7 protein-coding genes and 1 tRNA gene are annotated in these 14,568 nt (G+C 57.0%); 1 reads left to right on the top strand and 7 read right to left on the bottom strand.

What is annotated here, in order from left to right; all coding sequences use genetic code 11:
* Window positions 1-125: 125 nt before the first annotated feature.
* A tRNA-Ala gene (locus tag Q0J85_RS14570) sits at window positions 126-202 on the bottom strand.
* A 381-nt stretch (window positions 203-583) separates the two neighbouring features.
* On the opposite strand from Q0J85_RS14570, the gene Q0J85_RS14565 reads away from it, so the two are divergent.
* Entirely contained in the window at window positions 584-1,990 is a 1,407-nt protein-coding gene (locus tag Q0J85_RS14565; RefSeq protein ID WP_294482938.1) for a sigma-70 family RNA polymerase sigma factor, read from the top strand.
* 202 nt (window positions 1,991-2,192) lie between these two features.
* Here Q0J85_RS14565 and Q0J85_RS14560 read toward each other — a convergent pair whose 3' ends face one another.
* The 6 genes from Q0J85_RS14560 to Q0J85_RS14535 all read right to left on the bottom strand — a co-directional run.
* Window positions 2,193-5,948: a sugar-binding protein gene (locus Q0J85_RS14560; protein ID WP_294482936.1), complete on the bottom strand. Its 3,756-nt coding sequence runs from the start codon at window positions 5,946-5,948 to the stop codon at window positions 2,193-2,195.
* Between the two features lie 14 nt (window positions 5,949-5,962).
* Window positions 5,963-6,832 carry a type II secretion system protein gene (locus Q0J85_RS14555; protein ID WP_294482934.1) on the bottom strand — a complete coding sequence of 290 codons (870 nt, stop codon included), beginning with the start codon at window positions 6,830-6,832 and terminating at the stop codon, window positions 5,963-5,965.
* A 341-nt stretch (window positions 6,833-7,173) separates the two neighbouring features.
* A complete protein-coding gene (locus Q0J85_RS14550) occupies window positions 7,174-7,875 on the bottom strand; it encodes a type II secretion system protein (RefSeq protein WP_294482932.1) in 702 nt (233 codons plus the stop codon).
* 32 nt (window positions 7,876-7,907) lie between these two features.
* The gene (locus tag Q0J85_RS14545) at window positions 7,908-8,906 is read right to left on the bottom strand and encodes a LacI family DNA-binding transcriptional regulator (protein WP_294482930.1); all 999 of its coding nucleotides are present in this window, start codon (window positions 8,904-8,906) and stop codon (window positions 7,908-7,910) included.
* Between the two features lie 496 nt (window positions 8,907-9,402).
* The gene (locus Q0J85_RS14540; RefSeq protein WP_294482928.1) at window positions 9,403-10,578 is read right to left on the bottom strand and encodes a metallophosphoesterase; all 1,176 of its coding nucleotides are present in this window, start codon (window positions 10,576-10,578) and stop codon (window positions 9,403-9,405) included.
* A 14-nt stretch (window positions 10,579-10,592) separates the two neighbouring features.
* Window positions 10,593-14,568 (bottom strand): glycoside hydrolase family 2 protein (locus Q0J85_RS14535; RefSeq protein WP_294482926.1); only part of this gene is annotated, 3,976 nt, incomplete at its 5' end.

The raw sequence follows: 14,568 nt of genomic DNA, 5'->3' as shown, positions 1-14,568 counted from the left end.
GAAACACACCGTCATAAGAGAAAAGTGGAGATTCTCCGCTTTCGGGCAAAACGCGAGTTGAGCTCAAATTTACCCCCGAAACGAAAAAACCGACCAGAAGACTGGTCGGCGGAGAATTTTGAGAATGGTGGAGCTGGTGGGAGTCGAACCCATGACCTATACGATGCGAACGTATCGCTCTAGCCAACTGAGCTACAGCCCCATTCTTTTTCTTTGTCAACACCGCGGATTCCGTTGCTGACATCTCTTAATATAGACGCCGATACGAAAAATACAAGGCGCTATTTTGAAAAAAATCCGCTTTTTCAAAAAAATTTTAACCTCACATGCAAGTCCTGTGAGACCACCGTCGGATTCTCGGGCACGCCGCCCGCTGGCTTCCACAATCCCGTCACTCAGTCAATCCGGCAAAAAGAATCCAAAAAATTCAGGCTTCCCGACTGGAAAAGTTGAAGTTTTCTTTTTCTGTATTATAGTAACAATGTGTGGTTGCAAGCCGCGGCGTTTCGGCGTTCCGCGGGAAACAGGGAGGCTCTGATCTAACAGATCCTCCCGGGACAGTGAGTTCCGCAAGATGAGCAGTATGAATTCAGCAGGAAAGGGAGAGAAAACTCCTGCGGCGATTCCCGGTACCATCAAGTTGCCGGAAACCGCCTCTGACGATTTTGCAGATTCTCTCTCCAGTTATCTCAAGCAGATCGGCAAACTGCCGCCGTTACCCCCCGAACAACAGGAGGAACTCGGCAATCAGATCGATGCCGTCACCCGCAAACTTCGGCAGAAACTTCATGCGTTCGGATTCGTGACGCAGGAACATCTCCGGTTGCTCGATGAGTGTCTGAATTCCAACTCCGATCCCGCTGACTACTTTCAGCCGTCTTCTCTGCGCAGGGAAGAGACCCGGCAGGGTGAACTGCTCACTCAACTCGCAACCTGGCGCGAGGAGCTGAAAAAAAGTCATGCCGCTCTTGCCGCCGCGTTCAAGGCACGCAATCGAAATTATCCCGAACTGAGGGAGGCTCTTATCGCCGTCCTCTCCAAGTTCGATGTCTCCGGCGATCAGCTCGGAGAGTATTTCCAGATCATCATCGACTGGGTCAAGGTCCTGCAGCCGAGCATCAATCTCGACTCCAGAATCCGTTTCACTCCCGGACCGGTCAATCGCCAGCGACTGCAGATGCTCGAAGACCGATTTCTCATGACGCTGCCGGAGTTCACGACGAACATCCGCCAGCTGCTCGATATTCACGAAGAGCTGCAGAATCTGCGTCAGAAAATGATCGAGGCGAATCTCCGGCTCGTCATCAGCATCGCGCAGAAGTATCGCAACCGCGGACTGCCGTTCAACGACCTGATTCAGGAAGGGAATCTCGGGCTGCTGCGTGCATTGGAAAAGTTCGATTTCCGGCTCGGAAACAAGTTCTCCACCTATGCAAGCTGGTGGATCAAACACAATATCTCACGGTCGATTGCGGAACAGTCCCGGGTGATTCGCATCCCTGCTCACATGGTTCACGCGATTAATTCAATGACATGGGCCGAGCAGCGGTTCATTCAGACCAACGGTCGCGAGCCCGATATGGAGGAGCTCGCCGCCATGCTTGAGATGCCGGTCGCCCGGGTGAGCGCCATCAAGAAAATGTCCTGTCAGACGATCTCGCTTCAGGCTCCCGTCGCCAATTCCGACGATGGGGCGATGCTCGAGGATCTCATCGCCGACGACAGCTCGGCCAATCCCGTCCGCGATTTTGCCCGGAATCTCCTTTACGAGAAACTTTACGAGATGTTGCGAACCCTCCCGGAACGCGACCAGCAGATCATCATCCTGCGCTTCGGATTGTTCGGGCAACCGTGCCTGCCGCTTGTTGAAATCAGCAAGCGGTTCAACCTGACCCGCGAGCGGATCCGCCAGATCGAGGCGAAGATCATCGAAAATCTGCGTTCTCCCGCCAAACTGAAGTTCCTCGACGGTTGTGTGCAGACGGAATAGTTATAACTCTTTCCACGCCGGCGTATTGCGTTAAAAGAGTCTGCCTCCTCCGGTTGTTGACGGCTTCTTGTCGGAAAGTCTTTTCCGCCTTGAGAGCGTGGCTCCGCCGTTCTTTCGAGCGCCTGAAGCGAACACGAACGAGGGGGAAAACCACTTTTCTAAACGGCAGTCCCCCCCCTCGCATTTCCTGATTTTCTGTTTTTCAGGGCAACAACGCCGCCGAGCCGTAACGGGATGGATCTTTGCCGTCGGCAATTCCGCTGTACCATTCGATCCAGTGCCGATCGCGCGCATCGTCGCGGTCATTGAAGAGGATGCTGATTCCGAGCGGCATGCGGGGCTGCGGCCTGATGTTAAGGCTCTTCCAGGGGACGGCGAAGCGGTAGAGCGTGGTTTCTCCGGTACGCCCGTGTTTTGCGACCAACCCCGGAATCGGTTGATTGAGCGGCATTTCATTCAGATTCATGCTCGCCCAGACCCAGGAGTTCGGCTGTTCGGCGCCGGCATGGATGCCGAATTCCGCGTAAGCGGTTTCCTGAATGCCGTCGTTGTTCGGGCGGATCATGAACTTCTGCGGGACGCTGATTCCGATCTGGAGTCCGTCCGCGTCCCAGAGCGAGGCCCCGGGACGAGTCTTGAACACCGCATCTTTTTGATCGATCGCGAAATAGAGATATTGATCGTCATATGCGAGACGGATTGTCCCCTCGGGCCGGTCGAATTCTCCGCGGACCGCGTGACGGCTCGGAGTCCCGTCACTGATCGCGTAACGTCCGCTTTCCGGCCAGGCGTCGAGCGGCTTCTCAAGCGCATTTTCAAGGCGCGGAATCAGGACCGGAACAATTCCCTCCGGCAGTTTCTGCGTCCAGCTCGTTCCGTCCTGCAGCGTGAAACGGGCGAGGTAGCTGACCGGCCGCCCCGAACGGGTCAGGTAGAGCGGTATCGTGCACTTCTGTCCAGCCCGGATCGGAGCGATCGCGAGCGTCCGTTTGCCATTTTCGAGGATTTCAACCACGGCATCGGTGGTTTTTCCGTCATTGCCGACCGTGCGGAACGTGATTGCCGGCACGCCGCCGGTATCGGAACTGCCAATCTCGGCGAGCGTCATCGGCGGAACGATTTCGAGCGGTTTCTGCCAGATGTAGCGGCTGCGACCGTCCGATTCGAGCCGGAAAAAGAGGTCGTAGCTCCCCGGTTTCAGCCTGGCATCCGGACGGACTGTCACCTGCCAGTTGCGCCCCGAGCCGGTGACCTGCGGCGTTCCAAACTCGCCGGCGGGGACTTTCAACAGCGTATCCCCCTTGGCAAGTTCTTCCGGCAGTGTGATTTTGATCGTGACAGGCGAACCGACTCCCGTCACCGGGGTTTCCGGCTCGAACACGGCGGAGAAGCGGTCGGCATTGAAAGCTTCGAGTTCGCCCCCCTCGATGTAGACCGGCGCTTCGCCGAGAGTGAGTGTGAGAATTCCATCTTTCAACGGCAGAGAGGAGCGTTTGCCGCACACTTCTGTGATGACGGCTTCGGGTATGTTCAGCGGGAGCTGAAGTTTTGCCGGTTCCGTCGTCATGGAATAAGCCGCGATCATCGCCTTGCCGCGCTTGTTGAAGAGCAGAACACGGACTTGGCGGCTGATATTCAGTTCGCGGACGAATTCCGCATCGTAGGTCATGCGCGAAACGGTCGCCCAGGCGGCGAATCCGGGCTTGGGTTCCCGGATTTTCGAGTTTTTCGGATGGCCGCGCAGCAGACCGAAGTCGAGTTCGCGGCGGCTTGTCGCGTCGTTCCAGAGCCCGATGTGCCAGACGCATGCCTTGAGCGATGGAATCTGCCGGTTCAGCAGCACAACGCGCGCAAGATAGGCGGCCTGCTGCAGCTCGGTCACTTCGCCGCCTGGTTTCGTTGAATAGCCGATCTCACTGATATACATTGGGATGCTTCTCCCGGCGATCGCGGAAATATCACGATCCAGACGATTCAGCGTCCCGACGTAGCCGGAGGCGTCCGGACTCTGCGCCCCCGGAATGTACGGGTGCAGCATCAAGGCATCGATGTGTTTGTCTATCCCGTGGTTGCGATAGTAGCCGATGTATTGATTGTACTGGTTCGCGTTCATCGGGTTGATGCAGATTCCGGCGATCGTGCGGCCGGGATCGTTCTTGCGGACGACCTCGCTTTCCATGCGGATGATGTTCATGACATCGCTCATGGTTCCGTGGAAGTTCTCGCCGACCATCGGCTCGTTCTGAGTCTCCCACACATCGACGAGGCCGCGTTGAGAGACAATCTCTTTCGTCAGTTTGGCGCGCTGTTCCTCAAGTTCCTGCGGTGTAAGAGGTACCATGCGCTTGAACGGGTGCATGACGTTCATGCAGCGGATGATCTTGATCGGTTCCCGGGCCGCGATCTTGTCCGGTGACGGGGGCTCGGCCGGAGCGTTCGGCTTCTGAAAAAAGGTAAAAAAAAGTTGCCGGTCCCACTTGGCGCCGGCAACTCTGCGCAGCTCCGGGGTCAGGCCGCCCCAGACGCCGAATGCCGGTTGCGAAGTGTCGTAGTAATCGTTCGGCAGCGGCGTCGTCACCATGAGCGAGGTTTTCGCGGATTGTACGGCTTTCCCGTCCCGAACGATTTCAGCTTCGATTTCGTAGTAATCGGGGCCGGGCAGCGTGACGGCGAGTTTCATTTCCCGGGGGGCCCCCTCAGTCGTGAACACCTGACGCCCGAAAGCATCGATGCCGGTTACGCGGAGAATACCGTTTCCGATCGCCGGCGCTTCCACCGTGAATGCCGGAACCGATTCGTAAATCCGCACCGGATCGGGAAGCAAAAAGCGGATTGCTCCGCTTTTCATTTCCTCCGCCGGTTTCTCTTCCGCCGCTGCGGCTGGTTCCGTTGTGAGCCGCAGGTTGTCGAGCATGACTTTGCCGGGTGCTGCGCCCGATTTCGTATTCCAGTAGAAGATGATGTTCTTGAGTTGTTTGCCCATCGATTCTGCCGGGAACGGGCCGATCTTCAGCGTGAACGTCTGCCACTGGTCGGTGAGTGCGACCGGTTTTTTCAGGGTCTGGCGCTGGTCGCCGACACCCGGGAAGAATGCGATCGGACGATCGCCCTGCATCATCGCCGTGAGCGTGAGCTGCGGACCGTTTTCCGGGACGGTCGTGCGGGCATCGAACGTGACGACATACACCTGATCGGGCTGGAATTTCGTCCCCTGCGTCACGCTGACCGTCGCTCCGGCGGGCGGTTCGATCGCGAGGCACTGATTCCCGTCGCTCGCATTTTCTTTCTCAACTTTCACGGCAGCGGAGCGATTGATCCAGTACCCGGCGACTCCCTGTTCAAATGACCCGTTGTTCAGCAATCCGCGGTTCTGCGGCGCGCCGCTCTTTGCTGCCGGCGCGGCTGGCGCGTCCTCCGTCGTGATCTTGATGTTGTCGAGATAGAGTTTTGAATCGGGAGCTCCGGGTTTCACATCCCAGTAGAGCATGACCTTTTTCACCTCTTTTCCCTGCGCCTGTGCGGGAACTGGTCCGATTTTCCACGCAAATGTCTGCCATTTATCGGTCACGGCCGCGGGGGTTTTCAGCGCTTTGCGCTGGTCGCCGACGCCGTCGAAAATCATGATCGGCTTATCGCCCTGAAGCATCGCGCTCATCGTGAGTTTCGGTCCGCCGGCCGCTACGGAGGCGCGGGCATCGCAGGAGATGACGTAAACCTTTTCTGGTATGAGTCTTACCCCCTGTACGACGCTCGTTGTTCCGGTGGCGGGCGGGGTGATGGCGATGCACTGCATCCCATCGGTCGAGTCGGTCGTGTCGACCCGGACCGCGGCCGGACGGTTCAGCCAGTAGCCGCCGGTACCTTGTTCAAACGAGCTGTTCTGGAACGGCACTTCGTCCGCAACGGCGACCGCCGCCAGCGCGAACAATGCTGTTGTGATGGTTCTGGTTCGGATCATGGATACTCCTTATCTTAAAGATTGTTTGCCTTGATTGCGTCGAGAACGTAATATTCCTGAATGCGCGGATATATGTTGACGAAAGAGGGTTCGTCCACTTTGCGGGCGCTTCCGTCCGTGAATACCAGGTTGCAGCGGCGCGAGTGGCGCAGCGTCGCGTTGTGATTGGTGCCGTTGTTCCAGCTGATCATCGGAGTCGGGCGCAGTTCGGGGGCCCACCCGCCTTTGCCGATGCTGTCTCCCGCCAGCCAGGTCTGGGAGGCACTCTTATTTTTCCGGATCTTGTCGATGTTGTTGTAGATGACCTTGCTTTCGTCCCGTTCCGACTGGTCCATATCGCGGTTGATGCCGTAGGTGTTGTATGCCGTGGCGTCGTTTTTGAACTTTTTATTCTGCGGGAAAGAGGGACAGACGAAGATATCGCTCGCCGGCAGGTAGCGGCCGTCGCACAATGCGTTGCTCCAGTAGTAGATGGCGCCGTCTTTCTTGCCCATGCCTGCGGGAATCATCCCGCCGTAGTCGCCTGAATACTGGATCAGCGCCGCGCCGATCTGTTTGAGGTTGCTCAGGCAGCTGGTCGCTTTGGCGCTTTCCCGGGCCTGATTCAATGCGGGCAGCAGCATGGCAGCAAGAATTGCGATGATCGCAATAACCACGAGGAGTTCGATGAGCGTAAATGCCGCTTTTTTCGTTACCAGGTCGTGGGAGGCTGGGGGCGTGTCCGCCGCCCCCCGCACCCCCTGCGTCCGGCAAGGTGCCGGTGCCGTGTACGGGGCGGAGTCGGACTCGGCTGCGGTCGGCCGGTGCGGGGAGAAAGAGCCGCAAAAACGCGAACGGCTCTTCCCGCTTTTCTGCGGAAAGACCCATTCGCGTTTTTGCTCCACTTCGCCGCTTGCCGAGCGGAGACTCTGTTGCGCGGCGATGAGCGGTCGATTGGTTGTTTGATGGAGGGCCGGTACGGGGAGAGACGCGCTCTTGCGAGCCGCTTTCTCTCCCCCGAACCCCTCTCTTGACTGCCGGGTGCAAACAAGGGAAGAATGGTATATTTGACAAGTTTTCACTGCGAAAAGTTCGATGAGCGTGAAATTTTTGTGGCGCTTATACAACATGGTGGTTCCCCATTTTCAGGAATCAATGATCGGAGAAAAACGCTTCTCCGCCGATTTTCAGATGCTGTGTGAAAGCGGAGGAGGCGTTTCCCCTCCGCTCCGGCTGGACTCATTTCTCAGAGATTGAATGACGGACCGCGGGTGACCCGGATCGAATCATAAAGGAACCACTCCTCCAGTTGTGGATGAATGTTATGGACCATGTCCTCGCCGATGGCTCTGGCACTGCCGTCCACGAAACCCATATTACCCTTGCGACTGTGCCGCAATGAGGTGAGTCCTTCCGCGCCGCTGTTCCAGCTCAGGATGGCGCAGGTCTGCCCCAGGTCGATCGCGGCCTGTTTGCTGGCGCGGATGCTGTCGCCGACCAGCCAGGTGATCGAAGCTGCCTGACGGCGCTGTTTCAGAATGTTGTTGGGGACGCCCCCTGCGGGTTCAGAGCGCCGGCTTGAATCCCGGTCCATATCGCGATTCAGTCCGTAGGTGTAAAGTGCGTCGGAGTTGTTTTTATATGGGCGCTTGATCTTCTGGTCCGGGCAGAGAAAGAGGTCGCTTTCGCCGAGATATTTGCTGTCGACCATGATGTTGGACCAGTAGGTGGTTCCGTAGGGATGAGCGGCAGTCAGCGTCCCGTCGAAGTCCTGCGCATAAATCAGACAGGCGGCAGTGAGCTGTTTGAGGTTGCTTATGCACTGAGCAGCTCTGGCGCGTTCACGAGCCTGGTTCAGCGCGGGCAACAGCATTGAGGCGAGGATTGCGATGATCGCAATAACCACGAGGAGCTCGATGAGCGTGAAAGCATTCCATCCCCTTTTCATGTTTTTCTCCTTAAATTTGATTCGGGAAACTTTCAACAGATGCAGGATTGGCGAATGATCACTTCCGTCGGAATCAGTTGCGTATGGTACGGCCCGGTTTCGTTTCCGGTGATCCGTTCCATGAGCAGCCGGGCCGCGCTTTGGCCGATTTGAAACGCATGCTGATCGACGGTTGTCAGCATCGGACGCAATTTTTCGCAGAACGGGAGATTCCCGAATCCGGTAATGGCAAGCTCTTCAGGAACCCGGATTCCGAGGTCGAATGCCGCATTGAGCGCGTCATTCGCGAGATAGTCATTGAAGCAGACGAGAGCATCGGGGCGTTCTGGTACATCAAGGGCGCGGCGAATCTCTTCGTAACTGTTTTTCGGGTCGTGAACTTTACAGAGGGAACGGGCATCAACCGGAAGATTGTGGCGGAACATCGCATCGAGAAATCCCGCCTTGCGTTCCTCGCCCGAGCTCACTTCCGGAAAGAACACCGAACCGATTTTTTTGTGTCCCGCCGCGATCAGTCGTTCGACAAGGGTCGCCATTCCGCCGCGGTTGTCGCTGCCGACATAGTCGAAATCCGCTCCGCTCCACGCCTGGTCGATCAAAACCACCGGATTGTGGAAAGCATGAAGAGCCGCAATATGAATCGGCTCGGGAAGATGTTCCATCGGGAGCAACAGCAGTCCGTCGACGCGGCGGCGTGCGAAGCGCGAGAGAAGATCGATCTTGTCTTTCACGAGTTTATCCCAGCAGATCACGTAGGAGTCATAACCGTAGTCGTGCAGCGTTTTGTGAATTCCATCCATGACCGCGCCGGTGAACATGCACTGGAAATTGTTGCAGGCAATGCCGATGCTGCGGCTTTTACCGGTCTGCATGCATTCGACCATCGCATTGGGCTGATATCCGTATTTACGTGCGACTTCCATCACACGCTCCCGGGTCGCCTGCTTGATCCCGGCATGCCCGCGCAGCGCCTTGGAGACGGTGGACTCCGTCACTCCGCAGATTTTGCCGATCTCCTTCATCGAAATCATGTCAGAAGTTCTCCTGATGTTTCTTTTACATTAATTATACCAAAAAAATCTCGTTTGTCAAGTACTTGAAATTTTTTTCTGCAATTATTTTTCTGTGGTCGTTCATGTCTCAACATCTTAATTATAAATAATAAATGTAAATGTCTGAATTTTTTCTGTAACTGGTTTGAATTATTTATTCAAGCACTTGAAATATTCTTTTTCCCCCATATGCGGGATCGAAACGGAGAAACCGGGTCGGACAAAGCGCCCAAATATCGGAAAAACGAAATTCCGGTTCTTTTTCTACGGGAGAAACGTGCCGTGAAAATTTGCGTGAAGATTGATTATGTTTCATTTGACCCGGGCCGGCTGACTCCGGTAGGCGGTTTCGGCCTCATTATCGAGTTTGAGTTTCCCGGTGACTGCGCACACTTGAGCTCTTCCACCCGCTGCAATAAAAAACACCCGGAGGAGAGGCCGGGTGATGCGGAGTTTCTCTGAAGAGAAGCGATATTCAGGCGATCTCTATCGAGGACATTGCCCGGGGGAGCGGTAGCGATTCCGCGGAGAGACGACTGCGGGACGGGAGAAAGGGAAGAGTGAGATCGTGCCCGGCTCCATAGCGAAAAATCTTGATTTGACGCTGCTTGCGATCGATTGCAACCATGTTCCATGCCGCTTCGTTCGATGTGCCGAACTGTCGTTCCGGTGCTTGGGGGCTGTTCTGGTAACAGAGCGAGGAGAGCAGCGCAACCTCGAGGAATCCGCGTCCGGTGCGAACGATGTCGAGATGTTCATGGCCGTAGAGATGGGCGATCAGCTCATGCGGTCCCTGTATGGTGAAATCCGCTTCAACCTCGTGAACGAGGTCCGCCGGATCGGCGGGGGAGGGGAAGCATGCGTGCCCGTCGAACGAGAACGGACACGGTTTTACGTCCGCTGCGCCGGTTCGGCAGCGTGTTCCGGTCTGGAAAGCGCGGAAGATCGTTCCCATTGCTCCGCCGTTCGGCAGAAAACCGAGACTCATGTGCGACAGAACGAGTACGCTCCACTTTCCTGAATCCGGCAAAACAGACAGATCGAGTGCCCGGTGTGCGACGAATTCGAGTTGCACTTTGGAAAATCCGTGATCGTTGATCATGAAGTATTTCAGCTTCCCGTCCCGCCCGGTCGCAAGCGGCAGGTCGATCATGTTCAGCACGAGCAGTCGGATCTTCCAGTCGGGAAGATCGAAATAGAAGCAGTTGCCGACGCCCGGAGCGGCGACCGCACCGGGCGGCAGGCCGTCCGGGTAGACCAGATGCTGCCATGCGATGCCGGAGAGCGCATGGCTTCCGTCCGGCCCGTTGTCGCGGCAGAAGTAGGTATTGTCATCGTGATTGCCGATCGCAAAGAGTGCCGGGAGTCCTGAGCTGCGCATCGCTTCGGTGCTGAGGGTGATTTCGCGGCGGGTCTGCGCGAGTGGCCGGTTGCCGTTGCTGAGGTCGCCCGCATGGAAGAGAAACCGCGCGCCGCATGTCCGCCCTGCAGCCGCGAAGTCGCGGAGGTGCGAGAGCGCATTCGCGCCGTACCCGCGCAGATCCTCTTTCTCTTCAAAGTGCGTATCGGTAATCAGGCCGAACAGCAGGTCGTGATCTCCGGTATTCTCCCTTACTCGGCTGCAGAATTCAGCGATGGAGTCGGTATTCATTTGATCTCTCCCCCTCATTCCAATGTTATGGCTTCTACTGTGAAGTTAAGAACGGGGCGAGGCCGGCTTCCGGAGTCTCCCGAACGGTGGAAGAAGAAAAGTTCGCCGCGCAGATCCCGGAACGTGAAAGCTGCGCTCCGGGTCAGTTCCCGCCCCACCCGCAGCCGATAGGTGCGGGGCTTGTTGTCTCCGGTCAGTTGAAGGGTGCCCAGATAATAACCGCGCCAATCTTTCTGCGGCAGCCGCAATTCGACGGCTCCATCATTCCGGCTGCGGATCGTCAATGTCAGCAGATCATACTGTTCTGAGAGTCCAGCTGGATTGAATTGGAAAAATGCCGCGGGAATTTCTCCGGCGGGAGAGGCGGGAAAGAGGATGTTCCACTCTCGGCGGCCGTGGTTCTGCTTCTCCTGAACTTTCCCCTGCAGCTTCGAGCCGGTTTCGCAGGCGGGCAGCAGCCGTTTGTATGCTTTCCCCGTGATCTCCACCGGATTCGGATGTGCTTTTTCGCCGCTGATCGCGATCAGCACGGGGACGGCGGTCGCGGTCGGCGCCCAGTCGATTCCCGCCTTGTCGCGGTAGAGCGGCGAGAGAAAATCAATCGCGGTGATTGCTGTCTGCGGTCGGGGATTATTCCACGCCATCACAAAGGTCCCGACATTGCGTCCGTCCGGGTTTTTGCGGTAAATCCCGGGCCGGGCTTCGGGCAGCGGCGAGGCGTTCCACCAGTCGCCGATGTTGCGTTTCCCGATGAGAGGAATATCGATCGAGCTGCCGTCCGCATAATGAATGCGGTAACGTCCGGCGTTCGGAGAGTCTCCCCACGCCGCAGTATGCAGGAAGAAGAGCCGGTTGAACATTCCGTCGACCTTGATTCCCTTGACCGCGAGCGGGAAATATGGCCGTTCGGTTCCGGCCAGCACGATGCAGGATTTGCCGCCGTTCTTCGCCGGATCGATGATCTCGAACGGGATGTTGTCGGCTTCCATGACTTTTCCGGTCGGCATCATTCGGAAGTCGTTGGCTCCCTGATCGGTCCAGCCGCCCTGCCGGTCGCCGTCCCGCTCGTCAGAGAAGCTGTGCGTCGCCCATGGAGCAAGATCGATGCTCTCCATCCGTTCGGGGAGAATGGAAAAGAACGACTCCTCCATTTTCGAGAGCGGCCGTGCTTCTTTCCACCGCTCTTTCGCTCCGACCGCGTAGCTGATGAGGTTGCGCAGATAGAGCATCGCCGAACTGTCCTGCGGTGCGGAAGAGGTCGCAAGCAGCTGTGAAAGGATCAGCCGTCCATCCCCGTCGGTCGCCGCTTCGACAAGACCCATACCGACCTCTTTGCGGCCGATCATGGTCCCTTTGGCCGCAAGCGCATTCACAGTGAACGGCATATAGTTGAGCTGCAGAACATAGCCGCGTTCGGAGTTGTTCCAGCTGTCGAAGTCCCGCGCCGTGAGACCCTCGAAGACCGGGTGCGTCAGCACGATCGGGTCACAGAACGCAACCGGCTGCTCGACAAGTTGTGAGGAGGCCGGGGCAGTGCTGTACACATTGCGCTGTTCCAGTACGAGCAGAATTCCGCCGTCATTCAGAAAGAGTTTGATCCCGGAATTTCCACGCAGCGCAAGTTTCTGCTTTTGTTCGCTTTCTGCCGGAACGATGACGGTCGCCGGCTGTTTCAGACCGCTGAAGTCCCGGGTCATTTGGCACGGAATACGAAAGGAATCGAGCAATTTGCGGAGTTGCGCGACATTCTTCGACGCGCCCGTGTCGTAAATATAGACGTTTCGCTTGGGAGTGATCGCGTCCGTCCGGATTGCGGGAGACGCGAGCCGCAGATTGTAGTAGTTCCGGGCGATTTCCGTTTCCCCATCGAACAGTGTGAGCCGCAGTTGCCGGAATCCGGGATCGACGGCCGGAATCGCCAGCGTCAGCGGTTGTGCCGTGTTCCGGTGTTTCGGGAGTTCTGCGATCGTCACTTCCGAGACGGGGAGTATCTCCCCGGACGCATCAGCCAGCGTCAGCGCGAGCCGGAGATTCCGGTAATCGCGTTTCGAGTCATTCGCGATTTCGAGTGTCCAGCTCGAACTCTCTCCGGCATAGAGGTTGCGCGGAAACAGGTATTCCTCATTGCGGATCACCGGCAGAACCGGCTGGGTCCATAAGGTCGCGGTTTTGAGTCCCGTTTTCCCGAACCACGGCGCAAAGCCGGAGAAGCGGCGGTCGAGGCGGTAAAGTTCGAAGATCCGCTTCCCGAACCGGGTCATCGGCACAAGATCGCTCACTTTCGGATCGACTGCCTCCGCGAGGCTCATGCAGCCGGTGTAACCGATGCCGCGCGGATCCGCCCAGGAAGTCTCGCCGTCAACGTAACGCAGATATTCTTCCGGGCTGTTGCGTTTGAATTCGGGATTCTTATTGGAACTGTACAGAAAACCCCAGGAGAATCCGACGTTTTCCCATGCCACGAGCGGACGGGAAAGCCGCTTTTTTTCTCCGTAAATTTCCAGCAGTCCCTTGTAGATAAAATCGGCTTCCTCGTTGCGTTCCGTCCACGGGCCTGCCAGTGACACGTAAGTGTGCAGGTCATGCACATCGGTGTCGAGCTTCGTGCGCCCGTAGCTCCGCCACCCGGCGGAGCCGGAAAAGACACTGACCGGACGCTTCTGTTCATCCAGCTCCCGGACGCGGTGTACCTGAAGATTAAGCTGCCGGGCGATTTCGGGGCGGTTTCCATGCGGAACCTCGTTGCCGAGAGACCACATTGTGACGCAGGGGTGATTATAAGAGGCTTCGACGAATTCAGCAATCTCCTCAAGATTGTTCTTCTGGAACTCCTTTTCGTCGATCTCGGTATTGAAGCTCCAGCCCCATTCGTGGAAGATCATCATGCCGCATTCATCGGCGACTTCCAGCGCGGCTGGAATGATCGGCTGATGCGACGTGCGCATGATATTGTATCCGAAATTGCGCATCGTAAGAATATATTCGGTTAATGCGCGCCGATCATCCGCCGCGGATCGCGGACTGCCGCCGTAACTGATCGAGGGGATGTTCTCTCCGAAGAGGTAGATCTTCTCCCCGTTCAGATAGAATCTGCCGTTTTTTGCCCGGAACTCGCGGAATCCGAACCGGGTGTTTGCGGCCGAAACAGTACGGCCGTTTTTCTTCAGCAGCAAATTCGCGTAATAAAGCCAGGGACGATTGACTGACCAGAGCTGCGGATTTTCCAGCATGACCCGGAACGAACCGGTGTTTGCTCCCGGTTTGAGTTCGACCGGAATGGAGTGCTTCCCTGCCTGAACATTGGCACTCGGTTTCATCGCATCGGTGACGATGCCGTCCAGCGTTCCGCGGAACGTCTCTCCCGTGTGGTTCACGATCGTGTAATTCACGCCGACGCTGTTGTCCGAGATTCGCGGATTCACGAAAAGTTTCTGAATCCGCAATTCCGGTTCCAGGGAGAGCGTCACATCCTGCCAGATCCCGGCCTTGTAACTGTTGAGACTCCACTGAGTCCCATATACATGGCTGATCTTTTCCCGGCGCCCGAAAGTGGGGCCAAGGCTTGAAAGGACTCGAAGCGCAAGTACATTTTTTCCGGGTTTCGCCGCATCGGTCGCATCGATTTCAAACGGAGTGAAGTCGCCGTGGTGATTCCCGATTTCCCGGCCGTTCAGAAACACTTTCGCCTCATAGCCGACACAGCCGAATTTCAGGATCACGCGGCGATGTTCAAGGTCGCTGCCTGAAAGCTCGAAACTCCTGCGGTAAAGCCCCCGGGTGTGCGGTTTCGCCTGATTTCTGGCCTCGGGATATTTCCAGAACCAGCTCTGCGGAACCGGAATCGTATCCCAGTTCGTGTCATCAAACCCCGGATTCATGAAGCCGGAAGCGAGATCCACATCCGCCGGGAACAGCGTCGCGGAGTTGGTCACGCCGGAAAAACGCCACTCGCCGTTCAGGGAACGGCTGCGGACGAAATCGGCCGGCCTG

Source organism: uncultured Victivallis sp., assembly GCA_944389935.1.
Classification (GTDB): domain Bacteria; phylum Verrucomicrobiota; class Lentisphaeria; order Victivallales; family Victivallaceae; genus Victivallis.
Note: the sequence above shows the minus strand (reverse complement) of the source record. Positions and strands in the feature narration are given on the sequence as shown.